This is a genomic window from Kribbella sp. NPDC051718 (assembly GCF_040681515.1).
In the GTDB taxonomy this organism is placed as follows: Bacteria; Actinomycetota; Actinomycetes; order Propionibacteriales; family Kribbellaceae; genus Kribbella.
Genome location: NZ_JBFAYZ010000002.1, coordinates 829,716 through 855,549, shown reverse-complemented (window position 1 = coordinate 855,549; position 25,834 = coordinate 829,716). Strand labels below are relative to the sequence as shown.

Genomic DNA, 25,834 nt, shown 5'->3' with positions numbered 1-25,834 from the left:
AGCCCAGACCCGGCTCATGCCAGCTGGTCCGTCCGTCTTCACCGTCTCCAACCTCGCCCGCGAAGTGCTGCTCACCCTCACCGGCCCCCGCAGCTACGACCCGGCCGCGCACGACAGCGCCGCCGCCCAGTCTCGCCTCGTGCGCGTCTTGGTCGACGAACTGGACCAAGCTCAAGAGCAACCCCTGCAACTCCCCGAGCCCCACGATGACCGACTACGTGCCCTCGCCCAGCTCCTGTACGACGAACCCGCCGACAACACCCCATTGACCGAACTCGGCCGCACGATCGGCGCCGGCGCCCGCACCCTCAGCCGCCTGCTCCGCGACGAGCTGGGCATGACCTTCTACGAATGGCGCACCCAACTCCGCATCTGCCACGCCCTGGTCCTACTCGCCGAAGGCCACGACACAACCCACACCGCCCACGCCTGCGGCTGGTCCAACCCCAGCAGCTTCATCACCGCCTTCAGCGCCCTGGTAGGCACCACCCCCGGCCGCTACCGAACCTCCTCGAGTACCACGATCGCTTGACACCTTTTATCCAGCTGGGTAATTTTTACACATGCGGATAAACGGGAGAGCGGGGAGTACGGCGGCCCGGCGCGAGCAGATCGTCGGCGCGACCATCGGCGTACTCGCCGAGCGCGGCTACGCGGGAACGTCCTTCGACGCGATCTGCGAGGCGGCCGGTCTGAGCAGCAAGCGGCTGATCTCGTACCACTTCCAGACCAAGGAAGAGCTGCTCGCCGAGGTGCTCCGGCAGGTGACCGAGGACGCGGCCAGGTTCATGCGCCCGGCACTCGACGCGGCGACCGGCCCGGCCGAGCTGCTCGCGGCGTACATCACCTCGAACATCGCCTTCATCGCCGAGCAGCCGGATCACGTCCGCGCCGTTCAGCAGATCGTCTTCGGCGCGGCGCCGATGCCGTCGGAGGAAGCCGACGGCGCCGTCGTGCGGCTGGTCGCGCTGTTCGACGAGGGCCAGCGCGCAGGCGCCTTCCGGACCTTCGACTCGCTGCTGATGGCGGTGACGCTGCGCGGGGCGATCGACGTCGCTGCCGGCCGGCTCGTCGCCGGTGCGGATCCCAAGGCCTACGCCCGTGAACTGACCGAGATCTTCGACCGTGCGACCCGAGCGGAGTTGTCGTGACTGTGATGACGGAAACCAAACCGAAGGCCCGCTGGGGCGCGGTCCTCGCGCCGGTGCTGATCGACCTGGTCGCGCCGCTGCTCATCTTCTACGTACTGCGCCAGTCGGGCGTCGGCATCGTCGGCGCAACCCTGGCCGGTTCCGTCATCCCCGTACTCCGAACGGCCTACGCGTTCGTCCATGACCGCAAGGTCGACTGGATGGCCGTCTTCATGATCAGCGCGCTGGCGGTCGGCACGATCGCCTCGCTGGCCCTGCACAGCCCACGGATGCTGCTCGCCAAGGACGGCGTCATCACCGCGCTCTGTGGGCTCTGGATGCTCGGCACTCTCTTCGCCGGCAAGCCGTTGCTGCTGTCGATCGGTCGCGGAATCGCCGAGGCCAAGCGCGGCAAGGGTGGTGGCGAGGTGTGGGCGAGCCGCTGGGAGACGGAGCCGCGCTTCCGGCATGGGTTGCGCCTGATCACGGCGGTGTGGGGCGTCGGCCTGGTTTTCGACGCTGTCGTCCGGGTGGTGATCGCGTACGCGCTCCCGCTCGACGCGGTGCCCGGCGTGACGACCGCGCAATGGATCGTCCTGTTCGTCCTTCTCTACGGGTTCATGATGCTCTACTCCCGCAAGAACGACCTGCTCGCATGAGCGTACTGATCGTCGGCGCCGGGCCGACCGGACTGCTGCTTGCGGCAGAGCTGGAACTCGCGGGGATCCCGGTGATGCTTGTCGATCAGGCGACCGAGCGCTCCGGCCAGTCCCGGGCGCTCAGTCTTCAACCGCGATCCGTCGAGATCCTGCACTCGCGTGGACTCCTGCAACCTCTCCTTGACGATGCCGTCGACCAGTTGCCGGCCGGACACTTCGCCGGGCTGCCCGTCACCCTTGACTACTCCAGCTGGGACACGCGATTCCCTTACCAGCTTCGGATTCCGCAGGCCCGGATCGAGCAGCACCTCGAGAACCACCTGGCGGCCCGCGACATCGCGGTACGGCGTGGTCTCGAGCTGACCGGCCTGGCGCAGGATGGTTCTGGAGTTGAGGCGTCGTTCGCGGACGGTACTTCGATGCGCGCCGGCTGGCTCGCCGGATGTGATGGCGGTCGCAGCGCGGTCCGCAAACTGACCGGGATCGGCTTCACCGGCCGTGACGGCAGGATGTCGGCCGTCGTCGCCGATGTCGTCCTCGAGGACAACCGGGCCGAGAGCAATGGTCGTTGGGAACTGCCTTCGTTGGTACCGCGCGACGGCGCCATCCTCACGCTGGTCCCGCTCGGCGACGGTGTCCACCGAGTGCTGTTCACGGGCCCCGAGCAACAACTCCTGACCAGGTCGGACCCGATCGGCTTCGACGAGGTATCGGATGCCTTGAGCAACTGGTACGGCACGGGCGTGGTCCTGCGCGAGATCCGCTGGGCCTCACGCTTCACCGATGCGGCGAGGCAGGCGGATCGCTATCGGGATGGACGGGTCTTCCTGGCCGGCGACGCCGCGCACATCCACTCACCCACCGGCGGCCAGGGGATGAACCTCGGTCTGCAGGACGCGTTCAATCTCGGTTGGAAGCTGGCGGCGCATCTCAACGGTGAAGCGCCGGACGAGTTGCTCGACAGCTATCACGACGAGCGTCACCCGGTAGCGGCCGCGGTACTGGCGAACACCCGGGCGCAAGGCGTGCTGATGATCCCCGACGACGACATCGCCTGCCTGCGCGAGACCTTCCTCGACCTGCTGCGTATCCCCGAGGCAAATCATCGGCTGGCCGGCATCATCTCCGGCCTCGGAATCGCCTATGCGCCCGGCGACCATCCGCTGATCGGCCAACGGATGCCCGATCTCGAATTGGCCGATGGGGCAACTGTCGCCGAGCTGCTCACTACAGGTCGTCCGCTGCACCTGAAGGGCATCGCAGGAGCTGCTCAAGTCCTCGTGCGACCGGACGGTTACGTGCTATGGGCAACCGATGATCCGGACGGTCAGCCGGACACCCACTCCTCGAACGCGTCCGCGGTCTGGTCGATGGCGTCCTCTTCGCGGAGCAGGATGGCGAGTTCGGCTGCGCGCTGACGGGGGCCGTCGGCAAGCATCGGTTCGAGGGCAGCGAACAAGGTCGGTTCGCTGAGGTCGGTGAAACGCAGGGTGCTGCCGACGCCCATCCGCTGGAGTTGCGCGCCCCAGAAGGGCTGGTCGGCGAAGACGGCGCAGACCACCGTCGGTAGGCCGGCGCGCAATGAGGTGGCCGACGTGCCGGCGCCGCCGTGGTGGACGGCTGCCCGGCAGCGCGGCAGGACGACGTCGTGGTTGAGGTTTCCGACGACGCGGACGGCGTCGTCGTTCGTAGTACTGGCTTTGAGGTTGACGAGTGCGCGGACGCCGAGGGTGTCGGCGACCTTCTCGATCATGGTCAATGCGGCGTCGGGGTCGAGTACAGGCATGCTGCCGAAGCCGAAGTACACGGGCGGTTCGCCGTCGTCAAGCCAGGCGTCGAGGTCGGGGTCGACCAGCTCCTCTAGCAATCTGCGCTGCTCGGCCGACGGCGAGAGGAAGCCGGTCAGCGGTCGCCGGACATCCCACTCGGCCAGCTCCGGTACGACGTGGCGGCTGTAGGCCTGGATCTCCAGGGCGCCCGAGCTGGCGAGCCGGGCGCCGGTCGTCTCCGTGGTCGGGGCGAGGCCGACGCGGGCGCGGAGCTTGTTGACGAACGGCTCGAAAAGAGGCCAGTTGGTCCTGTCGATCTCGGCATACGTCTCCAGGTTCTTCTCGGGTGAGAAGACATCGGTGGAGACGAGCAGGTGCGGGAACGCGCTGTTGCTGCGGATCGGGGCGTGGTAGACCGACGCGTAGGGGATGCCCGCCGCTTCGGCGATGATGAAGGATTCGAGCTCGGTCGCAGTACCGGAGATCAGGACATCGGCTTGGGACGCGAGGTCGATCAGGTCGGCCTGGAGCTGGTCGGCGACCTGGTTCTTGTGGTTCATCAGCCACCGCACATAGGACTGGAAATCGCCGGCGGCCAGCCATTTCTGGCCCTGTTCGGATTCGAGGAACTCGCGGGTGCTCGTGCGCAGATCGATCGTCCGCAGGCCGAGCGCTTCCCCCGTCCAGACCAGGTCGGACGACAGTCCGAGCGTGATCTGGTGACCTCGCGCGGCCAGTTCCGCCCCGAGGACGGCCATCGGTTGCGCGTCCCCCCTGGTCCCCATCCCCACCATTGCTACTCGCATGCGCCCACCCCTGAGCTTGATACGCCGCAGAACCGGCGTACGGACCCTGATGCTAAGCGGCGAAGCGCTATTACGTCGCCTTCCTGCCCAATCCCTGGTCGGTGCTGATGTGACCCCGGAACAAATCAACCGTTAGAGTTACTGACTGGAAACATCGGCCTGCTATCGCTGGGTCACCGCCCGGCGGGCTCGGAGGATCGTTGTGGCACTGGGTAGGACGTCCCCGCGGGACCTACCGTTGTTCGCGGACCTGTCCGGCCGGGAGATCAAGGACATCTTCCGGGCCGGCGAAGAGGTCTCGGTTCCGGCCGGCTGGTCGCTGATCCTGGAGCAGACGCCACCCGACGCGGCGTACCTGATCCTCAGCGGGACGGCATCGGTCCGGGTCAAGGGCGAGGAGATCGCCGTCCTCGGCCCCGGCGACATCGCCGGTGAGGTCGCGGTCCGGCAGAACCGGTTGCGGACGGCAACGGTCACGGCGAAGTCGCGGCTGCAGCTGCTGCACTTCACCCGGGAGAAGTTCGACGACCTGACCGACCGGCTGCCGAACTTCCGCGACGCCATCGACGCCACCATCACCGAACGCCGTGGCCCCCAGGCGAACTGACCGGAACGGAGCCGACGCCGGCGCCGCGGCTCCTCCCGGAGCGCCGCCCGCCTCCGCGGCTGCTCCGCCTTCCGGGCCGACCCCGCCTTCCGGGCCGACCCCGCATTCCGGGCCGACCCCGCATTCCGGGCGGAGCCCGGCGTCGACGCCGGAGCCGGATCTCGGGGTGTTGCAGCAGGAGTTCGAGCAGGCGTTGCTCGGTGGGGAGCGGAAGTTCACCCGGATCCAGGTCTCCGAGCGGGCCGGGATCTCGATCGAGCGGGCCGAACAGATGTGGCACGCGCTCGGCTTCGCGACCGTACCGGACGACGAGATCGCCTTCACCGACGGCGATGTCGAGGCGCTCCGGCTGGTCGCCGCACTCGAGGACGACGGCTTCATCGACCCCGCGGTGGAGTCGTCGCTCGCCCGCAAGCTCGGCCAGACGCAGTCGCGGCTGGCGTCCTGGCAGTCTGCGATGTTCCTGGAACTGCTGGAGGGGGCCAAGCTGTCCGCCGACGATGCGATCGAGGTCGCGACGTTGTTGCTCCCGGCAATGGAGCGGTTGCAGACGTACGTCTGGCGGCGGCATTTGGCCGCAGCGGCAGGGCGTGCGGTGGCCGGATCGGACGAGCTGTCGCGCGGCGTCCGGGTGGTGGGCTTCGCCGATATCGTCAGCTACACGAGGTTGACCAGGCGGCTTTCCATCGTCGAACTGGGCAAGCTGATCGAGCGCTTCGAAGGACTGGCGGCCGATGTCGTCGCGCTGAACGGTGGGCGGGTGATCAAGTCGATCGGCGACGAGGTGCTCTTCGTGACCGATACCCCCGCACAGGGTGCGGCGCTCGCGTTGGCCTTGCAGGACAAGGTGATGGAGGCCGGTGACATGCCTGAGCTCCGGATCGGGCTCGCGTACGGGAGCATCCTGATCCGCCTCGGCGACGTGTACGGCGAGGTCGTCAATCTGGCGTCGCGGCTGACCTCGGAGGCGAAGCCCGGACGAGTACTGGCCGACCGGGAGTTGGCTGCTGCGCTCGATGGCCATCCGGCGTACCGGTTGCGTCGGTTGCGGCGGGTGTCGGTGCGTGGGTACCACCATCTGACGCCGTACGCGCTGCAACGTGCCTCCTCCGGGGCCGGCTGACGCGTCAGGGACAATGGTTGTGTGCATGAGATCGCAACCGCTGGGGAGTTGGCGGCGAGAGCCGATGGGGACGCGTTGGTGCTGTGGGGTGGGCAGGGTCTGGGCGATCGAGCCCGCGCCTGGTACGCCGGTGACGCGGTTGCCGTAGCCGTCGCCGATCTGTCGAAGCATGATCGGCTGGTCGTGCGGGGACCGCTTTCGGATCTCGTACCGCTCGTCGACTCGCTGCTTGGCGAGCTCGGGACGGTTTATCGGCCGTTTGGTGAGGAAGCGCTGATTCGCGAGTTGGTCGCGCGGGTGCCGGTGTTGTCGCTGCGGGCGACTTTCGGGTGGATGGAGACGGCGGTCGCACCGTCCCAGCCGACCACGGCCGCCTGGCTGGACGGTGACGAGGGTGTTGAGGCGTTGTTGAGTGAGGCGTCGCCGGAGTCCTATGCGTGGCCGGGGGCTGCCGGCGTACTGCGGTGGGCTGGTGTCGTGGATGAGGCTGGGGAGTTGTTGAGCATCGCGGCGGATGGGTGGAGTGCGCCGGGGGTTGGGTTCATGGCCGGCGTGGCGACTCGGCCGGATGCTCGGGGGCGGGGGTTGTCGCGGGAGGTTTGTGCGTTCGTGACCGCTGAGTTGGTGAAGCGGCATGGGCGGACCGGGTTGATGGTCCATGGGGACAATGAGGCGGCGATCGCCGTGTATCGCAAACTGGGCTACACGTATCGCGCGGTTGCCGCGGCGCACATGTAGCCCGGTTGCGTTGAATTAGTTCAGCGGGTTGGCGTGACGGTCAAGGTGACGCCTGGCTTGCCGGTGGTGGCAGGTGCTGTTGGGGTTGGGGTTGGCTTGGAGGACGCGGCCGGGACCGACGGTTTGGCAGTCGGTGTCGGGGTCGGGCCGGCGCTCGGGCCTGTGGTCGGAGTGGTGGCCGGGGCTGGCGGTGGGACGAACGGGGCCTTGTCGGTGTCCGTGCACGGCGTGATGTCGTTGCCGTTGGCATCCGTCTGGGTCGGCTGGTCGGTCTGCACGACGGCTTGCGGGAAGATGTTGCTGACCATGTCGTCGCCGGTGGTCTGGCCGTTGCTGGCCGCGCAGTTCTGCAGCGGCAGGCTGATCGGCTTGCCGTCCTGGTCGTAGAGTCGGACCTTCACCTGGCGGCCCTGCTCGTCGAACGGGTACACGTTGCTGATCGAAGTACCGTCCAGCGCCAGGCCGTTCTGGGGGTAGTAGTTGTTGCTACTGCTCGGGGTGCTGCGGTAGTTCGTGAAGGGGCCGGCCGAGCCGCCCACGAAGCTGTATGCCAGCCAGAGCGGGACGATGATGGTCGCGACCACGTTCAGCGGTACGACGTACCAGAGCCAGCGACGGTCCTGCTGGGTCTTGCGGCCGATCCAGACCGAGACGACGGCTCCGGCCAGGGCGCCGACCACGACCACGGCGGCTGCACCGGACACGGCGAAGACCGCGCCGCCGCCGACGATGCCGCGGGCGACCCACCAGACCGGCTGGCCGATGGTGACGAGGTCACGCCTGACGTTCGGCGGGATCTGGTCGATCAGGTTGCGGATCTGCTCCGCGCCGAGCTGACCGCGACGCGTGTCGAGGACGATACGCGGATCCCTGCCCTGCAAGGCGCGCACGCCCATGAAAGCGGCGCCGGCGAGCAGGATCAGCCCGATCACACCGAAGAAGGCGGCCTCGTCGATGCCGTTCGTCAGGCCGATGAGCAGGAACAGCGGCCCGACGATCGAGGCGACGACTCCCCAGGTGAGCGCGGCCTCGGCGCCGGTGCGCTCCGGCTTCGGCGCCTTCGTGCGGGGTGGGTAGCCGGCCGCGGTCCGGAGCTCATCGGCGTACTGGCTGGGGGTGCCGAGGCGGGCCTGCAGGGCGGTGGCCGTCGGCTCTTCCTCGAACTCGGCGGCGACCTCGCTCAGATGGCCGGTCACGTCGTCGAGCACCTCGGCCAGTTCGCCCGGCGGCAGGTCGCTCAGCTCGGCCTTCACTTGGGCCAGGTAGGTCGCGACCGGTCCGGTCAGTGTGCTGTTCACGCAGCCGCCTCCTCGAGCAGCAACACCGACATCGTGTCGGCGAAGTGGTTCCACGTCTTGGTGGACTCGGCGAGCAGATCCAGGCCGGTCTTGTTCAGCCCGTAGTACTTGCGGTGCGGGCCCTCCTCGCTGGGCTGCACGTACGACGTCAGCGCGCCGGCCGCGAACAGCCGCCGCAACGTCCCGTACACCGACGCATCCGCGACATCCTCGAGCCCGGCGGCCCGCAGCCGGCGTAGTACGTCGTAGCCGTACCCGTCCGCCTCCCGCAACACTGCCAGGACAGCCAGGTCGAGCACGCCCTTGAGCAGCTGACTCGGATCCATCGCCTCCACCACCTCCGCTAGGTGCACCGCGAACCCGGCCCCCTCAGACCGGCCTCGCGGTGCTCTGCCGACCACACTACTACACACCGCAGAGTACTCCGCAATCCTGTTTCACTCCCCTTGCGTACCGAGGGACAGGAAGTAGTCGGTCGAATGCGGTGAAGAGATCGTTGGCTGAGCGTGGGACCGGGTCGGCAACGGGAGTACTGCCTGTCGGTAGGTACGGGCCCCGGGTTGGGGGAAATCGATCAAGTCGGAGGGGTGGGTTTGCGGGCACAGTGGAGGCATGAACTCAACGGATGTGTTCGCCGGGTTTGTGGCCGCGGTTGCGGACAGCCTTGATGAGGCTGGGACGACTGGCTGTGATCTGGCTGGGCGGGTGCACTTGTCCCGCTCACATTGCGACCGGGTGATTGCGGCTGCGGCGGGTGAGTCGCCTTCGGCGTTTCGGCGGCGGTTGTTGCTGGAGCGGGCGGCGTACCGGTTGCTGGCGGGGGATACCGGCGTACTGGAGCTGGCGGTCGAGGCGGGGTACGGGTCGCACGAGGCGTTTACGCGGGCATTCAGCAGGGCGTTCGGGATGTCGCCGCGGGAGTGGCGGCGGGAGTCGTCGCGGCGGTTCTTCCTGGCGGCACCGAGTGGGGTTCATTTCCAGCCACCGGCAGGCTTGCGCCTGCCTGCTCAGAAGGAGACGAGAGGGATGGACGTACTGGTACGCATGGTTGAGCACCACGTATGGCTCACCGGCGAAATGATTGAGCGCGGCGCCCGCCTGGACGCCGCGACCCTGGACAAGCCGATCGAGTTGTCGGTCGAGGGCATCGACGACGACGTGTCGATCCGGTACCTGCTGGACCGACTGGTCTGGCAGGAAGAGATGTGGCTGGCGTCGGTCGAGGACCGGCCGTTCCAGGTCCCCGAGTGTGGCCGCGAGGTGACGACACCGATCGCCGAGCTCCGTGCCCGGCATGCCGACGCCGGCTCCCGCTTCGTCGCGCTGGTCAACCGGCTGAACGACGAAGGCCGCTTCGACGACAGCTTCGTCGACACCACCTGCGAACCACCCCGGGTCTTCACCTACGGCGGAATGGTCGCCCACGTCCTCACCTTCGCCGCCCACCGCCGCTCCCTCCTGGTCGGCGCCTTCCACACCGCCGGCATCACCGACCTGGGCTTCGGCGACCCCATGCAGTACATCGCCGACGGCATCCCCAGCTAAAGGCCGAGCGCCCCCCGGCAGCGCTGTCCGTCAGGTAGTAGACGGAGGAGCCAAGCAGGGGGGCTACATGAGGGGAACGCTGATCGCGCTCGGCGTGTTTTGCTGGCTGGCCACAGCGCGGCTGATCGTGGCAGCAGTCAATTCGTCACCAGGTTATTGGGTCCTGGCCATCGCCGCGGCCTATGGGGGATTCGCTCTGATCCAGCGGTCCATGCGACCGGAGTACAGGCATGTGCCGCCGCCGCAATCGACCCGCGACTGGGATACCTATCTGGCGCCAAAGCCAGCGAAGCCGGCAACACCTAAGCCTGTATCGGCTCAAGTTCGAGTGGATGAGGTAGAGCCGCCGGTCTTCCCTGTCACAGCCGCCGCTGCCCCCTTGCTCGCCACCTCACCACAATTCACGCCGAGCACTGAGCGCCAGAAAGGACCTGTCGTGCGAGACGACATCACCGCAGCTGTCGAGGCTGCCCCCGCGAACGTCCAAGCCAAACTCGGCAGCTCCGGCCGGGACGCGCTGAAACTCCTCGATGAGCATCTGCCGCAGCATGAACGTGTCCACCACATCATCAGCGCCGGCGTCGAGCCACTGCGAACGGTCGAAAACTGCGCACTGGTGGTGACTGACCTCCGCCTGTTGTTCATCAACCCACTGCCTCAAGTCGTCGCCTGGGACCTGACCCAGATCGCGAATGTCCATGCCTCGCTGGGTTTCCAGGTGACAACCCGAGGAGGCGACAAGACCCACCTCGGCATCTCCGGCGACGGGAACCACACGTTCGTCTCACACCTCCAGGTCGCCATGGCAATCGCCACCCTGCGAGCAACGGCCTAGCAGAGGTCAGTTGGTGGGGGTTAGGTCTACGGGGGTGGTGATCAGTAGTTCGAGTAGGTCGTTGCCGTAGCGGATTCGGGTGGATTGGTTGGGGGTTTGGGGGGTGATTCGGGCGTGGGTCAGGCGGCCGTCGTGCCAGGTTAGGTCGACGGTGAAGCCGCCTCGGGCTCGGAGGCCGGTGATTTGGCCGGTGGGCCAAGTGGTGGGGAGGGCGGGGAGTAGTTCGATCTCGTCGGCGGTGGACTGGAGGAAGAGTTCGGCCAGGGCGCCGGTGGCTCCGGTGTTGCCGTCGGTGGAGTAGATGTTGGAGGCGGCGCCGGCTATTCCGCCTACTGAGTAGGAGAGGAGGTTGGATTCGCTGGCGTCGGAGATCAGGGCTCGGTAGTGGGCGAGGGCCTGGTCGCCGTTGAGCAAGCGAGCGTAGTAGGCCATCAGGTTCGCCTCGACCCACTCGGTCTGTTCCCAGCCGTCGGCGGATTGGCGGAGGTTGATGGTGGTCTCGCAGGCTGCAGCAAGCAAAGGGTGTTCGCGGGGAGTGATCTGGCGTTCGGGGTAGAGGGCGATCAGATGGCTGGTGTGGCGGTGGCTGGGGACGGCTTCTTCGAAGTCGGTGAGCCATTCCTGGAGTTGGCCGTGCTTGCCGATCTGGAAGGGGGGCAGCTTCTGGCGGGCGGCCTCCAGGTGGCTGCGGAAGGTCTCGTCGGTGTCGAGCAGGACGGACGCTTCGGAGCAGATCCGGAACAAGGCCTCGATCAGTACGGTGTCGCAGGTGCCTCCCATGGAGAGGGAGCATTGCTCGCCGTCAGGAGTGAGGTACCAGTTCTCGGGCGAGTCCGACGGGCCGCTCAGCAGGAGGCCGGTGGCGGGGTCTTCGGTCAAGTACGCAAGGAAGAATTCGGCCGCGTCGCGTAGTACGGGATAGGCGCGAGTCTCCAGGAACGACAGATCGCGGTTGTACTCGAAGTGCTCCCACAGCTGCAGCGAGATCCAGATCCCGCTCGTCACATGCAGGCCCCAGCCAAGCCCCCAGCCGGGCGCGGAGTAGCCCCACGCATTGCTGACCGTGTGCGAAACCCACCCCGGTACGCCGTAAAGCTCCCGAGCCGTCCGTTGCCCACTGCTGCGAAGCCGGTCGATCCAGTCGAACAAGGGAAGCTGAGACTCCCCGAGCCCCGTGATCTCGGCGGCCCAATAGTTCTGCTGAGTGTTGATATCAAGGTGGAAGTCGTTGGTCCACGGCCCACCCGACGCCAGCCCGTCGTTCCACAACCCCTGCAGGGCAAGGGGAAGCGGCGAGTCTGCACGTGATCCGGCGATGGTCAGGTACCGCCCGTACTGGAAGTACAGCGCGAGCAACTCCGGATCCTCGCCACCCTTCGCCAGCAACTCGCGGCGCTCGTCCGTCGGCAGCTCGCGGACAGCCTCGCCGGTCCGTCCGATGTCGAGCGCGACCCGGCTGATCAACGGCGTGTAGTCGTCGACGTGTGCCTGTTTGAGCGTCGGGTAGCCGGTCTCGTTGGCCACCAGACGCGCCGACCGTTCAGCGGGGTCGGCGCCCAGCCAGTCGGTGCCGACGGCGATCAACAGCGTCGCGGAGGTGGCGCCCTCGACAGCCAGGTGGTTGTCCGAGGCAACAACTAATCCGTCGGTGATCACACGCGCGCGGATGTCGACGGCGGCACCGGTGGAGCCGTCGCTGTGCAGGCTTTCGAACGCATGGCCGGCCAGCTGAAGGATGTCGCCGGCCGCGGAAACCGACGCGGGGATCTTGTCATCACTGAAGGAGACCTTGAAGTTCACCGGCGAGCTGTTGGTCAGCCGCACCACGATCACCGAGTCCGCGTGCGAGGCGAAGACCTCCCGCTCGAAGACGATCCCGCCACGCTCGAACCGAGTCCGGACGATCGCATCGCTGAGATCAAGCGACCGTTCATAGTCGGTTGTCGATCCGTCGACCGCAAAGTCCAGAAGGAGTTCCGGCAGTTGCACATTCGTGCCGAAGGCGGTTGGCCGGCCGAGAAGGTGCTCGCCGGCCAGCGCCTGCGCTGCGGCGTACTGGCCGTCGAGAAGGAGTTGCCGGATCGTCGGCAGGTTCTCCAGCGCGGTCGGGCTGACGTCCGTCTCACGCGCTGCACCCGACCAGGCGGTCGATTCGGAGAGTTGGATGCGCTCGACCCGGTCGCCCGAGTAGACCATCCCACCTAGCCGCCCGTTGCCGATCGGCAGCGCCTCGAACCAGCGCTCCGCAGGACGGCTGTACCAAAGCCGCCCGGCATCACCAAGGACGGACGGCTGCGGCTGAACTACGGAGTACGAGAGCATGCCCCAACCCTAGGCGAATTAATTCACCAGGGTAAGTATGCGGATCAGCGGGTGGGATCGTGCAGGTCGGGGCGCTCGCTCGGGGTGGTGATGGTGACTTCGACCGGGGCGGCCTTCGCGGTCGGCGGGTTGATCTTGCCGACGGTGATCGGCAGGTTCAGCTTGCTGTTGGCCAGGTCGATGTCGATGGTGGCGCCGGAGTCGTTCGGCGTCGTCCAGTCGTCGTCGCTCAAGGTCACCGCGAGACCGAGGACGCGGCCCTTCGGGATCACCTCGTCCTGGGCGCGCAGCGGGACGGTGATGTTGGCCCACTTGCCGGGGGTGAGCGGCTTCGGCTTGCTCAGCGAGGCGCTGTGCGCGGCGTCGATCCAGCCGCGGCTGACGATGCCGTGGTCGCTCTGCTCGGTCAGCTTCTCGATCTCGAAGTAGCAGGAGTCGTCGTAGCTGACACTCGAGCCGTAGCAGCTCGGGACCTTGGTCGTCTTGATACCCGCGTACCGCTCAGCCTCGCCGTACTCGACCAGGCGCGCGGTGACCGGCGTGGTGGCCGAGTCGGACTTGATCCGCAGCGTCACGGTCGCCGTGCCGCTGACCCGGATGGCGGCCGGCAGCGGCGCGGACAGGAACATCTGCCGGCCCGCGATCACCTCCGACGGGGTCGCGACGATGTCGTCCTCGGTCAGGCTCGGCTCGTCGGTGATGGTGACCGTTCCCTTGCCGAAGCTACCGAGCTTGCCGGCCGCGAGAGGCACAGGCACAGTCTTTTGAGTGGCCGGCCAGGTGCTGTAGTTCTTCCACTTGTCCGGAGCGGTCTCGACGGTCGCGATCGGCTCCCGCATCACGTTGTTCTGCAGGCCCTGCAGCCAGTAGTCGAACCACTTGTGCAGCTCGTCCGTCCACTCCTTGCGGCGGAAGTCGAACGGGTCGACGTGGTCTTCCAGGCCGAGCCAGATCTTGCGCTTGACGCCGTTCTTGCCGAGCGCGTCCCACCATTGCGCGAAGTGGTTGGTCTGCACGTTGTAGTCGTTCAGGCCGTGCGTCATGAAGACCGAGGCCTTCACCTTCTTCGCGTCCTTCACGTAGTCGCGCTCGGCCCAGAAGCTGGTGTAGTTCCCGGTCTCGTCCGCGTCCTGCTCGCCGAGGTCTGCCCGGACGGCGTCGCACGCGGGTGTCTTGTGACCGACGTAGTCGCCCAGCCAGGGCATGTAGTCGATCGAGTACGGCACCCCACCGGAGCGGGTGTAGTCGTACCAGGAGGAGATCGCCGAGATCGGCACGATCGTCTTCAGCCCCCGTACGCCGGTCGCGGCGACTCCGTTGGCCAGCGTCCCGTCGTACGACTTGCCGATCATCCCGACCGAGCCGGTGGTCCAGGTCGCGCTGACCGGATCGCCGTTGCCGGTGTGCGCGGTGTTGCGGCCGTTCAGCCAGTCGATCACCGCGACGACGGAATCGATCTCGTCCTTGCCACCGACGTCACCGCAACCGGTCGAGCGGCTGGTGCCGACCACGTCGACACCGACCACGGCATAGCCGAGCGGGACGAAGTAGTTGTCGTAGTACAGCGGCATCTTCTGGATGTCGCCGTTCTCGTCGTAGGTCTTGGTCTCGCCCTCGTTCCCGCGTCCGCAGCAGGAGTAGTACGGCGAGGCGTCCATGATGACCGGGATCTTGCGGCCGGCCGCGGCGGGTTCACGGGGCCGGACGATGTCGACCGCGACCACGTCGTCGGTGCCGTCGGAGTCGGTGTCCATCGTGGTGTCGACGTAGACCGACTCGCGGATCGCGTTGCCGTAGTCGTAGGCGGCTTTGGTGCTGTGCGTGCGCGGGTCCACGTTCGGCGGTACGGAGGAAGTCGCTGCTCCCTCAGCCACCGGCGGCGGGGCCACCTGGGCGCCCTGTGCCGAGTTCTGTTGCTCCGGGGTCTCGGAGGGGGCGAAGACTCCAGCGGGCCCGTCCAAAGGCGGCGCGGCGGCTGCGGTACCCGTGACGGTACCCAGACACACCAACGCGGTGGACGAAGCCAGAAGGAGGACCCTGGCGCGGACGGTCGTCATGGCTTGGAAGGCTAGTCATTCGAGGGCCGCAAAGCCAGGTTCTGCAAACATTGCCCGGTAGTTCTCAGCCACAGACGGTGATGATGACGCCACTTCCGATAGTGTGACCGCCACCCAGGGGGAGATGCACGGAAGGTGGGTAAGGCGATGAACCTGCGAGCACCGGTGACACTGCTCGACGTGGCGCAGCGGGCGGGTGTGTCCGTGGCGACCGCCTCCCGCGTCCTGAACGGCGGGGACCGGGTGCCACGCCCGGAGCTCCAGGAACGCGTCAGAGACGCCGCAGCGGCCCTCGGCTACACGCCGAACGCACAGGCCCAGGCACTGGCGAAATCGTCCACCAACGTGGTCGGCATCCTGGTCCACGACATCGAGGACCCGTACTTCGCGGCGATCGCGAACGGCGTGATGCGGGCTGCCGACGAACGCGGCCTGCTGGTGATGATGGCGAGCACGTTCCGTGACGCCGACCGTGAGATTGCTTACCTCTCTTCTTTGCGCGCCCAGCGTGCCCGGGCCGCCGTGATGATCGGTTCGCGCCGTACCGACGCCGAAGGGCTGGCCCGGACGGCGACCGAGGTCGAGACGTTCCTCAACTCGGGTGCCGGTCTGGCCCTGGTCAGCCAGTCGGGCATGCCGGCCCACACGATCGAGCCCGACAACCGGGCCGGCGCGGCCGAGTTGGCGCGATCCCTGGTGGGTCTCGGGTTGCGCAAGTTCGGCGTACTGGCCGGCCCGGAAGGGCTGGCGACGGCGCGGGACCGGAAGGACGGGTTCGTCGAGGGGCTGGCGGAGTCGGGGTTGCAGCCGGTCGCAGTACAGGCTGGTGAGTTCACTCGTGATGGTGGCCATGCGGCTGCGCTGGAAGTCCTTGCGGGCAAGGCGGATCTCGACTGCTTGTTCGCCGTCAACGACGTGATGGCGGTCGGCGCTATGTCGGCGCTGCGGGCGCATGGGGTCGACGTACCGGGGCAGCTCGGGGTGGCCGGCTTCGACGACATCGCTACGCTGCGGGACGTCTGGCCAGGGCTGACCACCGTCCGGCTGCCGTTGGAGCAGATGGGCCGCCGCGCTTTGGAGCTCGCGGTCGAGGGCGGCGAGCCGAAGACCGAGACCTTCAAGGCCGAGGTCGTACTGCGGGAGAGCACCCAGCGGCGCTGAGCCTTACCGCTGCTGAATATGCTCGCGGGGTGACTGATCCCGCGCAGGTCTCCGAGATCTTCGACCCGTCGGCCTGGAAGCAGGTGGACGGGTTCGAGCTGACCGACATCACGTACCACCGGGCGGTGGACGCGGGGGTGGTCCGGATCGCGTTCAACCGGCCCGAGGTCCGCAACGCGTTCCGGCCGCAGACGGTCGACGAGCTGTACCGGGTGCTCGACCACGCGCGGATGTCGTCCGACGTCGGCTGTGTGCTGATCACCGGCAACGGGCCGTCGCCGAAGGATGGCGGCTGGGCCTTCTGCTCCGGAGGCGATCAGCGGATCCGGGGCAAGGACGGTTACAAGTACGCCGAGGGCACGACCGCCGACACGATCGACCCGGCCAAGGCCGGCCGGCTGCACATCCTCGAGGTGCAGCGGCTGATCCGCTTCATGTCCAAGGTCGTCATCTGCGTCGTACCTGGCTGGGCCGCGGGTGGTGGACACAGCCTGCACGTCGTCTGCGACCTGACGCTGGCCTCGGCCGAGCACGCGCGGTTCAAGCAGACGGATGCGGATGTCGCGTCGTTCGACGGGGGTTTCGGGTCGGCGTACCTGGCCCGGCAGGTCGGGCAGAAGTTCGCCCGGGAAATCTTTTTCCTCGGCGACGAATACTCCGCGGAAGATGCTTACCGGATGGGCATGGTGAACAAAGTCGTACCGCACGCGGAGCTGGAAACGGTCGCCCTCGATTGGGGCAAGAAGGTTTGCGCAAAATCACCGACCGCGCAGCGGATGCTGAAATACTCGTTTAATTTGATCGACGACGGCCTGGTCGGCCAGCAGATCTTCGCGGGCGAGGCGACCCGGCTGGCCTATGGCACCGATGAAGCAGCAGAGGGCCGCGACTCCTTCCTGGAGAAGCGGCCCGCCGACTGGTCCGACTATCCGTACGCGTTCTAGGAAACCCTTGTAGACAAGGCGTTCACGACTGCTTCCACTGCTGCTCGGCGGCGCCGGTGCAGCGGCGGAGGAACAGCCGGCCGCCGTTGTCACCCTTGTCCGCGGTGATGCACTTGCCTTCCGCAGCCGGGTTGATCAGCTCGTTCTTCTGGGTGACCCGGAACTGCTGGGCGGCGTTGCCGTTGCAGGCCACCAGTTGGACCGGGGTGTTCTCGGCGATCGAGCCCCAGGCCAGGTCCATGCACTGACCCAGTGAGCGGACCGTGCCGTCGGGGTTGAACGACCAGGTTTGGCCGGCGCCCTTGGTGCAGTCCCACACCTGCAGCGGGGTGCCGTCGTTGCCGGAGCCGGCCCGGCCGTCCTTGACGTCGACGCAGCGCTTCGAGCCCTCGCTCTGCAGCGTGGTCGGGGTGTCCTTGCGGGGCTGCAACGCCTGACCCTCAACGGCCATGCCCTGTTTACCGGGTTCTGTCACCTTGACCGTCGTAGTGGCCGTAGATGTTGTGGTGGCCGTCACAGTGGCGGGCTTCAGTGGGGCCGCCGGCGGTGCGGTGATGGTCACCGGCGGCAGTGTCACGGTGGTGCCCGGCTGCACAACGGTCACCTTTCCACCCGGGGCGGTCATCGTCACCGTGGCGGTGGCGACCGAGACGCGAGGGGCGGAGGTGACGGTGGCGGTGGAGGTCGTGGTGGCCGTTGCCGTAGTGGTTGCCGTCGGCACCTTGGGCGGCGTACCGGTCGGGGTGCGGAGGGCGAGTGGAGCGTCCACCGCGACCACCGTGTCGGACTTGGATCCCCCACCCAGGTGGGTGATCAGCGGTACGGCGACGGCCGCGCCGGCCACGAAAGCGGCGACGAACGCGGTCGTCGTCCAGGCCCGGCGATCAGGCATCGGAGCCACTCGCGGCAGCAGCGGCCGACGGGCGAAGGTCTTGGCGAACCGAGCCGAATTCTCTCGGCTGGACCGGCGGGAACCGGGCGATCGGAAAGGCCGCACGTCAACTCCATGGGTGGGGGCGGAGGTGGCTCTGCCTCTCGTTGTCAGGGCATGGCCACCACGAGAATCTCCCGAACCGGGGGCTGGAGTCAACGGATCCGTGAGTCACGCTCTCATTACGGTCAGAGACTGGATTGTTGCTGATTGTTCACCTACAGTCAGCGTAATTGGTTGCATTCTCCACTAAGTTCAAGCTTTGAATCTCAGGCCGTCCGCCCCCAGATCGAGGTCCCGACATCGACGAGATCAGCGCGAGCCGGATGAAAGCCATCGAGCTTTGTCTGGCCGAACGCGAGACCCTGCGCCGCTATGTCAAGGGACTGCTCGGCTGGAATACGTTTGCCGTCGAGGATGTCATCCAGGAGACGTTGCTGCGGGCCTGGATCCAGGCCGAGAGCCTGGACTGGGAGAGCCGGCCGATCCGTATGTGGCTGTTCCGGGTCGCCCGCAACCTGGTCATCGACCTGCACCGGCGGGAGAGCCGGGCGATCCCGGTCGGGCTGTGCCAGGACGAGTTCGAGGCCGGTACCAGCGAGCCGGACCCGGCCGAGCAGGTGACCCAGCGCACGGTGCTGGTCGAGGCGCTGGGCCGGCTGTCGCCCGCGCACCGCGAAGTGGTCACCCGAGTTCATCTTTGCGGCCACCCGGGTGAAGATGTCGCCATGGCGTTGAACGTCCCGCTCGGGACAGTGAAGTCGCGTACCCACACGGCCGTCCGCACCTTGCGCGGGGATCTGTTGCGTCGCGGATGGGGCGAGGCCGCTGCATGACCGCAATGCAAGGGGGCGGTGGTGTCCGCCAGATGCTCGGATACGCCGGCCTGGTGTTGCTGGGGCTCGTCCTGCTCAACCTGCTGGTCCGCCGGCTCGGCGGCTGGAAGCGGCTGTTCCGCTGGATCAAGCGTGAGTTCAGCCGGACGGTTCACGCGTTCTACGACCCGATCGCGGCCCGGATCCGCTATCGCCTGCGAGTACGTTTCCTGAGCCGGATCCTGCGCAACCAAGCCGGCTGGGCGCAGGCGGAGCAGGCGATGGGTTTCGCGGCGGCGATCGACTCGGCGATGACGCCGTACGCTCTGGCGTTGGCCAAGCAGCGGATCGGCGTACTGGTCGCTGGGATCGCGGCTGAGCGGCCGCTGCCGGCGCCGTGGGAGAAGGACGAGATCGATCCACGGTTGTGGTGGATCGAGCGCCGGGATCTCGCCGGGTACTCCGCGCCGGGTGGGTACGTCCCGCCGCAGACGCCGCTGCTGGCCTGCCTCGGGACCGACAGCAGTGGGAAGAACGCGATCATGATCGACCTGTTGGCCGGGCCGCCTTCGCTGTCCGTGTACGGCGTACCACGGACGGCGCGTGCCGTCGTCCAGGCACTGGCCGCGCAACTCGACGTGCGACTTCCCGCCGGTGCGGTCGAGGTCGCTGACGGGATTCATGGCAAGCATGACGGAATGCCTCTGGCTGATGCGATCCAGCGCCGTGGTGCGTGGTTCGTGATCGGTGCCGAGCAACTCGACCGGCCGGTGCCCACCGGCGTACGGCTGGTCAGTCTTGGCGTCGGCCGGGGTAGCTCGCGGTTGATGGAGACGACTCCTGATCGCGGGCTGCGGCTGCATGGTGCGGCGTCGTGGCTGGAGATCGATCCGCTGCCGCTGGCTCGCGCGGTCGCCAAGTCGGTACTGCGGATGCCGCCGCACGACTTCGAGACACGTGGACCTCTTCGGCCGGTTGCCGGCGCGGATGATCTGGGCGACCTCGAGTTGCCGGTGGGTGTTGCCGGCGTCTCTGTGCTTGCTGGTGATGCGGGCGAACCGGCGTCTGATGGGAAGGCGCCGTCGTGGAACTGAACCTCACAACCGTTGAGCAGCAGGGCAAACGGCGTACCGATCGGGTTGTCCGGCTGCCGCGTGGGCTGTCTGTAGGTGGGTTCGCCGAGGGACTCGGGCGGCCCGGACTGTCATTGTTTGTTGGGAATCGCAGGCTTGACGCGGGTGCGCCGCTGGCTGGCTCGGGTGTACGAGACGGTGGTGTGCTCGGGGTCGGCGCCCCGGCCGAGGTGCCGAACCTGGTGCAGAGCTCGGCTGGTGCTGCTCCGGTCGTGGTCGAGTTGCACGCCGTGTCGGGGCCGGAGGCTGGGCGGGTTTGGCGGATCGGGCCGGGCAGCCATGAGATCGGGTCGGATCCGTTGTGCTCGATCAAGCTCAGCGGTAGCGGCGTACCTCCCCGTGGGTTGTGGGTGACGGTCGGGCCGTCGGGCGAGACGTACTGGCATCAGACCGAGCCGATGCACGGCAAGGTGATGAGCCGGCGGATCGGGCCGCCGGAGGACGACGCCGCGACGAGTGCGATCCGGGTCGAGGATGCGTTGAACCCGACGGACCAGGCGTCGCCGGCGAGCGATCCTGGTGAGGTACCGGTCGGGCAGGTCAATGAGTGGCCGCCGGAGGAAGACCTCTCAGTCGGGTCGGTGTTGCTGCGTTGCAGTGGGTCGTTGGAGCCGGTCGCTGCGATCAGGGCTGCGGACGACGGCTTCGGGCTCGACTACAACCGGCCGCCGCGGATCGCGCCGCACCTGGACGACAACAAGCTGCGGCTGCCCAATCCGCCGCCGCCACCGGCGAAACGGCCGTTCCCCTGGCCGGTCGTGCTCGCGCCGGTCGTGCTGGGCATGGTGATGGTCGGGCTGTTCAACTCGTACTACTTCCTGGTCTTCACGATGCTCAGCCCGCTGATGATGGGCATGAACTACTTCAGCGGCCGGAAGAGCAACCGGGCCGAGCACCTCGAGGCGATCCGCCGGTACAACGCTCGGCGGGCTGCGCTGGAGGAAGAGATCCATGTCGCGGTGACGCGTGAGCGGTTGATCCGCAATGTGACCGCGCCGGACCCGGTTCGCGTTGCCCAGTTGGCGATGCGGCCGGGTAGCCGGCTGTGGGAGCGTCGGCGGAATGACCCCGACTACCTGCTGCTGCGGCTCGGGACTGCTGATCAGGCTTCGCTGAAGGAGCTCGACGACCAAGGCCGTGAGGAGAACCACCGGACGATTCGGTGGACGATCCCGGATGCGCCCGTCGCTGTGCCGCTGCGCGGGCACGGGGTGATCGGCGTTGCTGGGCACTATGCCGAATCGCGAGCTTTGGCCAGGTGGCTGGTGGTGCAGGCGGCGGTGCTCCATTCGCCGCGGCAGTTGCGGATCGTCGTACTGGCCGAGTCGGATCGGATGGACGACTGGGCCTGGGTGCGGTGGTTGCCGCATCTGCGTCCTGAGGGGTCGCCGGCGGCGGTACTGATCGCCAATGACGATGCGACGACTGTTGCCCGGGTCACCGAGTTGATCTCGCAAGTGCAGGGGCGGCAGCGGCGGATCGAGGCCTCTAGCAACAAACAAGAGCCGTTGAGCGATCCCGAGGTGGTCGTGATCGCGGATGGTGCGCGGCGGCTGCGGGACGTACCGGGATTCATTCAGGTGCTGACGGACGGGCCGGCTGTCGGGGTGTACAGCATCTGCCTGGATCGCGATGAGCGGTTGCTGCCGGAGGAGTGCGGCGCGGTGATCGCGACCGGGCTCGAGACGCTGACCGTGAAGCGGCCCGGGTTGCCGGACCAGAAGAACGTGCGCGCGGATCTGGTGACGCCGGAGTGGAGTGAGCAGATCGCCCGGGCGCTGGCGCCGGTGCGGGATGTCAGTCCTGATCACGACGCCGGATTGCCGAAGATGGTCAAGTTGCTCGAGGAACTCGACCTTGAGCCGCCGACTGCTGGGGAGCTGCTGTCTCGGTGGGAGCGACGGCCGGGTAGCACTTCGTTCGTACTGGGCGCCGACTTCGACGGGAAGTTCGTCCTCGACTTGGTGGCGGATGGACCGCACGCGTTGATCGCCGGTACTACGGGATCCGGCAAGTCGGAGTTGCTGCAGACGCTCGTCGCGTCGTTGGCTGTCGTCAACCGGCCGGATGAGTTGACCTTCGTTCTGGTCGACTACAAGGGCGGTAGTGCGTTCAAGGAGTGTGCCGGTCTTCCGCACACCCTGGGAATGGTGACCGACCTCGACTCGCACCTGGTCGAGCGGGTGCTGGAGTCGCTGGAGGCCGAGCTGCGTCGGCGGGAGCGGATCCTGGCCGATGCGGACGCCAAGGACTTGGTGGACTACCAGGCCAAGCGGCTGGTTGATCCGTCGCTGGGGCGGTTGCCGCGGTTGGTGCTGGTGATCGATGAGTTCGCGGCGATGGTACGGGAGATTCCGGACTTCGTTCCTGGGTTGATCAGCATCGCTCAGCGGGGGCGATCGCTGGGGATCCACTTGATCTTGGCGACGCAGCGGCCGGCTGGTGTGGTGACCGGTGACATCCGGGCGAACACCAACCTGCGGATCGCGTTGCGGGTGACGGATCAGGCGGAATCGCAGGACATCGTCGATGTCAACGAGGCAGCCTCGATCACGCCGGACATTCCGGGGCGGGCGCTGATCCGGCGCGGGCCGCGGCTGGCTGACTTGTTCCAGACGGCGTGGGTCGGTGCCGAGCGCAACGTTGCGGACGACCTGATCGAGCAGGCGCCGGCTGAGCCGTCGAGCGTCCGGGTTCTCGATCTGGAGTGGGAGTCGCTTGGTCGGGCGGTTGCCAAGGATGATGCGCCGGTCGAGGTGGACGATACGCCGGCGACGTTGGCTGTCACGGACTTGATGGCGTTGGTTGAGGCGGTTCGGTCGGCTGTTGATCAGCTGGAGGACTTCGCAGTACAGCCGAAGCCTTGGCAGCCGGCGTTGAGTGGGCAGTTGCTGCTGAGCGATCTTCCGGATACTTCGAAGCAGCCGCTGTTTGCGCCGTATGCGTTGGAGGATCTGCCGGCGTTGCAGCAGCAGCGGGTCGCCGGGGTGGACTTCGAGACCTTTGGGCATCTGTATGTGATCGGTGCGCCGCGATCGGGGCGGACGCAGATGCTGCGGACGCTGGCTGGGTCTGCGGCCAAGACGATGAGCGTTGCGGATCTGCACATCTACGGCATCGACGCTGCTGGTGGTGGGCTCGCGGTGGTGGAGACGCTGCCGCATTGCGGGGCGGTTGTCTCGCGGCACGACATGGAACGGATGAGCCGGGTACTTCGCCGGCTGAACCAGGAGATCACCGAGCGGCAGGAGCTGGCCGGGAAGCACAATGCGACCGGCCTGACCGAGCTGCGGAAGCTGCTGCCCAAGGGATCGCGGCCGGCCCACATCCTGGTGCTGATCGACGGCTGGGACGCGCTGTCCTCGATGCTGGACGATCACGACCAGGGGCAGGTGCTGCAGGACGTCATGCGGCTGCTGCGTGAGGGCGCCGGTGTCGGCGTACACGTCGTGGCCACCTCGGAGCGGTCGCTACTGGGTGGACGGTTGGCGTCGCACAACGACCACAAGCTGCTGTTGCGGCAGGCGGATCGGACCGACTACCAGGCTGCTGGGTTGCGGCTGACGAAGGTACCGGCGAACGTGCGGCCGGGTCGGGGCTGGCATGTGCTGACCGGGACCGAGACGCAGATCGCCGTACTGGCCGAGGGCGGCGGTACCGCCCAGGTCGACGCGATTCGCGAGATCGCCGCGGAGGCACGCAAGCGCGACGCGAAGGTCCCCGCGGACCGACGCCCGTTCGCCGTCGCCGAGTTGCCTTCGTCGGTGGAGTTCGCCGAGGCATACGAGCTGGTCGCGGAAGCGGACCGACGCCCCCAATGGGGCCTCATCGGCCTAGGCGGCGACGAGGCCGGCGCCCTGGGAGTCGATCTCAGCGGAGTCGCGTCGTCCTTCGCAGTACTGGGCCCACCCGGCTCAGGCCGCAGCAACGCCCTGTCCTCCTTGGCGGTCTCCCTGCTGGCCGGCGGTACTTCAGTAGTACTCATCACCCCCAGAGAAACCCCACTACGCACCCTGGAACGCCACCCCCAGGTCGTCCTGATGACCCACGCAGACCCCGGCGAAGACATGCTCCGAGCCACCCTCGACGCCATCCCCGGCCCCAAGGTAGTAATGATCGACGACGCCGACCTGGTCATGATGGCCGCAGCCGACAAACTCCTGAAAGAAATAGTCATCTCCGGCCGGGACAACAACGTAGGCCTGGTCTTCGCCGCCTCCACCGACGGCTTCCAAACCGGCATGGGCGGCTGGCCCACAGCAGCCCGCCGAGCCCGCCGCGGCTTGTTGATCGAGCCCCGCTCGATCGGCGACGGCGACCTGATCGGCGTCCGCCTCTCCCACAACATCACCCGAGCAACCCCCAAAACCGGCCGAGCCTGGACCACCGGCCCCGGCTCAACCCCCCTAGCCGTACAAATCCCCCTCACCACCCTGCGCGCCTGACCTCGTCTGGCGACCTTGAACACCTTGCGGCGACCTTGAACAAGTTACTACTTGTTCAAGCCCACCGCTTGGTGTTCAAGCCCGCCACAGGCAGGCGCCTGACATGCGACGGACCCCAGGGCCGCCCTGGGGTCCTTCGAGGTGGTGCGGGGGTTACTTCGACTGGTTGAGGCTGGCGCTGATGCCCTGGTCGAATTGTTCGGCGTTTTCTTTGATGGACTTGAACATGTCGGAGAAGTCCTGGATGCCCTTGACTGCTGCCTTCAGGCTGGTGTCGAAGTTGTTGTAGGTGTTGCGGATGACCTCGCTGGACTGCTTGAAGACCATTCCGTCGTCGACCAGGGTGTTCACACGGGTGCGGAGGTTCTCGATCATCGGGGAGATCTGGTCGTGGGCGTTCGTCATCAGGTTGCAGACCTCGACGATCTTGCCGTAGTCGAGGTTGATGCCGTCGTAGGCCATGGCGGGTGCTCGCTTTCTGGGTTGGGGTGAACGGGTACTGCGAACAGTCAGTAGCCGCCGGTGTAGGTGTAGTCCTCTTCCGGCGGTTTGTTGTCCTCGATGCTTTCGGGGGTCTCCACCCAGGGCTGGCTGGTACCGCGCCAGTCGTCCGGCGTCCGGGTGAAGACGTGTTTCGTACCGTCGGAGTTCGTCACCGTCTGGGTGCCGCTGCCGTCCTTGTTGAGGTCGGTGGTGGTGGTGTCCACCTTCCCGTCGGTGTCGGTGCTGCTGGACGAACTGTGGGAGCCGTTCGGCTTGCCGTCGGCGTCGACGTGGATCTGGGTGTCGTTGTGCACCGTGCTGCCGTCGGGGTAGGTGGAGTCGGTGACGATGTGGTTGCGGTTGTCGCCGTACGTCGTGGTCGAGGTGTACGTCTTGCCGTCGTAGGTGACGGTGGTCTCCTCCTTGATGACGTTGCCCTTGTCATCGAGGGTGAGGTGGGTGTGGATGTTGCCCCGGTCGGTGACGATGGTCTGGTCCAGCGGGGCCGGGCCGGGGTCGGTGGCGCTGCAGAACTCGGGCTGCTTGTCGCCGGTGCACTCACTCAGGTGCGACTGCTTGTGGTCCCACTGGTCCTTGTTGCGTTGCCAGTTCGACAGCGCCAGGCTGCTGTTGGTGGCGTTCATGCCCTGGGCGATCTCGGCGTCGAACTGCAGGAACGCCTCGCCGACCGAGCCGAACGAGTCGCCCAGCTTGGTCAGGCCGTCCTTGGCCTTGCCCATCGTGTACGACGCGTTGGAGTGCAGCGTGTAGACGGCGTAGGAGATGTCGCTGCTGCCCAGGATGGAGTCGTCGGTGCCGTCGCCCAGGTTCTGGAAGACCTCGTTGTCCATCGACGGGATCAACTCGTCGGCCAGCTGATGCAGATCGCGCTTGGCGTCGTTCAGCAGGTTGTAGTTCATCTTCAGTTTGTCCGGCACCGGGCACCTCCGCTGTCCAAACGGTTCCACCCAGTCCACGTCGCGGCCCGCGAAGAGGTTCAGAAATAGTTTTCCGGCCCGGATCTGAACCTCGG

At 67.0% G+C, this 25,834-nt stretch carries 22 protein-coding genes; 14 read left to right on the top strand and 8 right to left on the bottom strand.

Annotated features, from left to right (window positions below; genetic code table 11):
* The first annotated feature begins 16 nt into the window (after positions 1-16).
* Genes AB0M15_RS10665 through AB0M15_RS10650 form a run of 4 tightly spaced genes read left to right on the top strand, consistent with a single transcriptional unit; the run spans position 17 to position 3,207 of the window.
* Positions 17-532, top strand: coding sequence for a helix-turn-helix transcriptional regulator (locus AB0M15_RS10665; protein WP_363816153.1), 516 nt, complete (start codon positions 17-19; stop codon positions 530-532).
* 31 nt (positions 533-563) lie between these two features.
* On the top strand, positions 564-1,151 hold the full coding sequence (locus tag AB0M15_RS10660) for a TetR/AcrR family transcriptional regulator (protein ID WP_363816151.1): 588 nt from the start codon (positions 564-566) through the stop codon (positions 1,149-1,151).
* Between the two features lie 5 nt (positions 1,152-1,156).
* A complete protein-coding gene (locus AB0M15_RS10655; protein ID WP_363816149.1) occupies positions 1,157-1,789 on the top strand; it encodes a VC0807 family protein in 633 nt (210 codons plus the stop codon).
* Complete coding sequence (locus AB0M15_RS10650) at positions 1,786-3,207, top strand: FAD-dependent monooxygenase (RefSeq protein WP_363816147.1); 1,422 nt, start codon at positions 1,786-1,788, stop codon at positions 3,205-3,207. Before AB0M15_RS10655 ends, AB0M15_RS10650 begins: the two co-directional genes overlap by 4 nt.
* Here the strand turns inward: AB0M15_RS10650 and AB0M15_RS10645 are convergent.
* Positions 3,117-4,364, bottom strand: coding sequence for a glycosyltransferase (locus AB0M15_RS10645; RefSeq protein WP_363816146.1), 1,248 nt, complete (start codon positions 4,362-4,364; stop codon positions 3,117-3,119). The genes AB0M15_RS10650 and AB0M15_RS10645 overlap by 91 nt on opposite strands.
* Before the next feature lie 202 nt (positions 4,365-4,566).
* Here AB0M15_RS10645 and AB0M15_RS10640 point away from each other — a divergent pair, with 202 nt between their 5' ends.
* The 3 genes from AB0M15_RS10640 to AB0M15_RS10630 all read left to right on the top strand — a co-directional run bounded on the left by AB0M15_RS10640 (position 4,567) and on the right by AB0M15_RS10630 (position 6,832).
* Positions 4,567-4,971 carry a cyclic nucleotide-binding domain-containing protein gene (locus AB0M15_RS10640; RefSeq protein WP_363816144.1) on the top strand — a complete coding sequence of 135 codons (405 nt, stop codon included), beginning with the start codon at positions 4,567-4,569 and terminating at the stop codon, positions 4,969-4,971.
* Positions 4,972-5,137: 166 nt separating this feature from the next.
* A complete protein-coding gene (locus tag AB0M15_RS10635; protein WP_363816142.1) occupies positions 5,138-6,094 on the top strand; it encodes an adenylate/guanylate cyclase domain-containing protein in 957 nt (318 codons plus the stop codon).
* Between the two features lie 21 nt (positions 6,095-6,115).
* Positions 6,116-6,832 (top strand): GNAT family N-acetyltransferase, encoded by a 717-nt coding sequence (locus AB0M15_RS10630; protein ID WP_363816140.1) that lies wholly within the window; start codon positions 6,116-6,118, stop codon positions 6,830-6,832.
* 20 nt (positions 6,833-6,852) lie between these two features.
* Here AB0M15_RS10630 and AB0M15_RS10625 read toward each other — a convergent pair whose 3' ends face one another.
* Positions 6,853-8,130 carry a hypothetical protein gene (locus AB0M15_RS10625; protein ID WP_363816139.1) on the bottom strand — a complete coding sequence of 426 codons (1,278 nt, stop codon included), beginning with the start codon at positions 8,128-8,130 and terminating at the stop codon, positions 6,853-6,855.
* Complete coding sequence (locus tag AB0M15_RS10620) at positions 8,127-8,456, bottom strand: PadR family transcriptional regulator (protein WP_328332275.1); 330 nt, start codon at positions 8,454-8,456, stop codon at positions 8,127-8,129. Before AB0M15_RS10620 ends, AB0M15_RS10625 begins: the two co-directional genes overlap by 4 nt.
* Before the next feature lie 286 nt (positions 8,457-8,742).
* Between AB0M15_RS10620 and AB0M15_RS10615 the strand changes: the two genes are divergently transcribed.
* Both AB0M15_RS10615 and AB0M15_RS10610 read left to right on the top strand, forming a co-directional pair.
* Positions 8,743-9,675 carry a helix-turn-helix domain-containing protein gene (locus AB0M15_RS10615; RefSeq protein ID WP_363816136.1) on the top strand — a complete coding sequence of 311 codons (933 nt, stop codon included), beginning with the start codon at positions 8,743-8,745 and terminating at the stop codon, positions 9,673-9,675.
* A gap of 67 nt (positions 9,676-9,742) precedes the next feature.
* Positions 9,743-10,510 carry a hypothetical protein gene (locus AB0M15_RS10610; RefSeq protein ID WP_363816135.1) on the top strand — a complete coding sequence of 256 codons (768 nt, stop codon included), beginning with the start codon at positions 9,743-9,745 and terminating at the stop codon, positions 10,508-10,510.
* 6 nt (positions 10,511-10,516) lie between these two features.
* Here AB0M15_RS10610 and AB0M15_RS10605 read toward each other — a convergent pair whose 3' ends face one another.
* The gene (locus tag AB0M15_RS10605) at positions 10,517-12,832 is read right to left on the bottom strand and encodes a glycoside hydrolase family 95 protein (protein WP_363816133.1); all 2,316 of its coding nucleotides are present in this window, start codon (positions 12,830-12,832) and stop codon (positions 10,517-10,519) included.
* Positions 12,833-12,876: 44 nt separating this feature from the next.
* Complete coding sequence (locus AB0M15_RS10600; protein WP_363816131.1) at positions 12,877-14,889, bottom strand: Xaa-Pro dipeptidyl-peptidase; 2,013 nt, start codon at positions 14,887-14,889, stop codon at positions 12,877-12,879.
* 147 nt (positions 14,890-15,036) lie between these two features.
* Here AB0M15_RS10600 and AB0M15_RS10595 point away from each other — a divergent pair, with 147 nt between their 5' ends.
* Entirely contained in the window at positions 15,037-16,050 is a 1,014-nt protein-coding gene (locus tag AB0M15_RS10595; RefSeq protein WP_363816129.1) for a LacI family DNA-binding transcriptional regulator, read from the top strand.
* Between the two features lie 29 nt (positions 16,051-16,079).
* Complete coding sequence (locus tag AB0M15_RS10590; protein ID WP_363816127.1) at positions 16,080-16,994, top strand: 1,4-dihydroxy-2-naphthoyl-CoA synthase; 915 nt, start codon at positions 16,080-16,082, stop codon at positions 16,992-16,994.
* A gap of 22 nt (positions 16,995-17,016) precedes the next feature.
* On the opposite strand, the gene AB0M15_RS10585 is transcribed toward AB0M15_RS10590, so the two are convergent.
* Entirely contained in the window at positions 17,017-17,886 is an 870-nt protein-coding gene (locus tag AB0M15_RS10585; RefSeq protein ID WP_363816125.1) for an RICIN domain-containing protein, read from the bottom strand.
* 365 nt (positions 17,887-18,251) lie between these two features.
* Between AB0M15_RS10585 and AB0M15_RS10580 the strand changes: the two genes are divergently transcribed.
* Genes AB0M15_RS10580 through AB0M15_RS10570 form a run of 3 tightly spaced genes read left to right on the top strand, consistent with a single transcriptional unit; the run spans position 18,252 to position 24,318 of the window.
* Positions 18,252-18,761 carry a sigma-70 family RNA polymerase sigma factor gene (locus AB0M15_RS10580; protein WP_363816123.1) on the top strand — a complete coding sequence of 170 codons (510 nt, stop codon included), beginning with the start codon at positions 18,252-18,254 and terminating at the stop codon, positions 18,759-18,761.
* Entirely contained in the window at positions 18,758-19,834 is a 1,077-nt protein-coding gene (locus tag AB0M15_RS10575) for a hypothetical protein (protein WP_363816121.1), read from the top strand. Before AB0M15_RS10580 ends, AB0M15_RS10575 begins: the two co-directional genes overlap by 4 nt.
* The gene (locus AB0M15_RS10570) at positions 19,825-24,318 is read left to right on the top strand and encodes an FtsK/SpoIIIE domain-containing protein (protein WP_363816119.1); all 4,494 of its coding nucleotides are present in this window, start codon (positions 19,825-19,827) and stop codon (positions 24,316-24,318) included. Before AB0M15_RS10575 ends, AB0M15_RS10570 begins: the two co-directional genes overlap by 10 nt.
* Before the next feature lie 153 nt (positions 24,319-24,471).
* Here the strand turns inward: AB0M15_RS10570 and AB0M15_RS10565 are convergent, their stop codons facing one another.
* Both AB0M15_RS10565 and AB0M15_RS10560 read right to left on the bottom strand, forming a co-directional pair.
* Entirely contained in the window at positions 24,472-24,780 is a 309-nt protein-coding gene (locus tag AB0M15_RS10565) for a hypothetical protein (protein ID WP_270134663.1), read from the bottom strand.
* 47 nt (positions 24,781-24,827) lie between these two features.
* On the bottom strand, positions 24,828-25,739 hold the full coding sequence (locus AB0M15_RS10560) for a hypothetical protein (protein WP_363816118.1): 912 nt from the start codon (positions 25,737-25,739) through the stop codon (positions 24,828-24,830).
* Between the last annotated feature and the right edge of the window lie 95 nt (positions 25,740-25,834).

Coding starts and splice junctions, on each gene's coding strand:
- AB0M15_RS10665 (WP_363816153.1), top strand. CDS start 17: ATGCCAGCTGGTCCGTCCGTCTTCACCGTCTCCAACCTCGCCCGCGAA.
- AB0M15_RS10660 (WP_363816151.1), top strand. CDS start 564: ATGCGGATAAACGGGAGAGCGGGGAGTACGGCGGCCCGGCGCGAGCAG.
- AB0M15_RS10655 (WP_363816149.1), top strand. CDS start 1,157: ATGACGGAAACCAAACCGAAGGCCCGCTGGGGCGCGGTCCTCGCGCCG.
- AB0M15_RS10650 (WP_363816147.1), top strand. CDS start 1,786: ATGAGCGTACTGATCGTCGGCGCCGGGCCGACCGGACTGCTGCTTGCG.
- AB0M15_RS10645 (WP_363816146.1), bottom strand. CDS start 4,364: ATGCGAGTAGCAATGGTGGGGATGGGGACCAGGGGGGACGCGCAACCG.
- AB0M15_RS10620 (WP_328332275.1), bottom strand. CDS start 8,456: ATGGATCCGAGTCAGCTGCTCAAGGGCGTGCTCGACCTGGCTGTCCTG.
- AB0M15_RS10615 (WP_363816136.1), top strand. CDS start 8,743: ATGAACTCAACGGATGTGTTCGCCGGGTTTGTGGCCGCGGTTGCGGAC.
- AB0M15_RS10610 (WP_363816135.1), top strand. CDS start 9,743: ATGAGGGGAACGCTGATCGCGCTCGGCGTGTTTTGCTGGCTGGCCACA.
- AB0M15_RS10605 (WP_363816133.1), bottom strand. CDS start 12,832: ATGCTCTCGTACTCCGTAGTTCAGCCGCAGCCGTCCGTCCTTGGTGAT.
- AB0M15_RS10600 (WP_363816131.1), bottom strand. CDS start 14,889: ATGACGACCGTCCGCGCCAGGGTCCTCCTTCTGGCTTCGTCCACCGCG.
- AB0M15_RS10595 (WP_363816129.1), top strand. CDS start 15,037: ATGAACCTGCGAGCACCGGTGACACTGCTCGACGTGGCGCAGCGGGCG.
- AB0M15_RS10585 (WP_363816125.1), bottom strand. CDS start 17,886: ATGCCTGATCGCCGGGCCTGGACGACGACCGCGTTCGTCGCCGCTTTC.
- AB0M15_RS10580 (WP_363816123.1), top strand. CDS start 18,252: ATGAAAGCCATCGAGCTTTGTCTGGCCGAACGCGAGACCCTGCGCCGC.
- AB0M15_RS10575 (WP_363816121.1), top strand. CDS start 18,758: ATGACCGCAATGCAAGGGGGCGGTGGTGTCCGCCAGATGCTCGGATAC.
- AB0M15_RS10565 (WP_270134663.1), bottom strand. CDS start 24,780: ATGGCCTACGACGGCATCAACCTCGACTACGGCAAGATCGTCGAGGTC.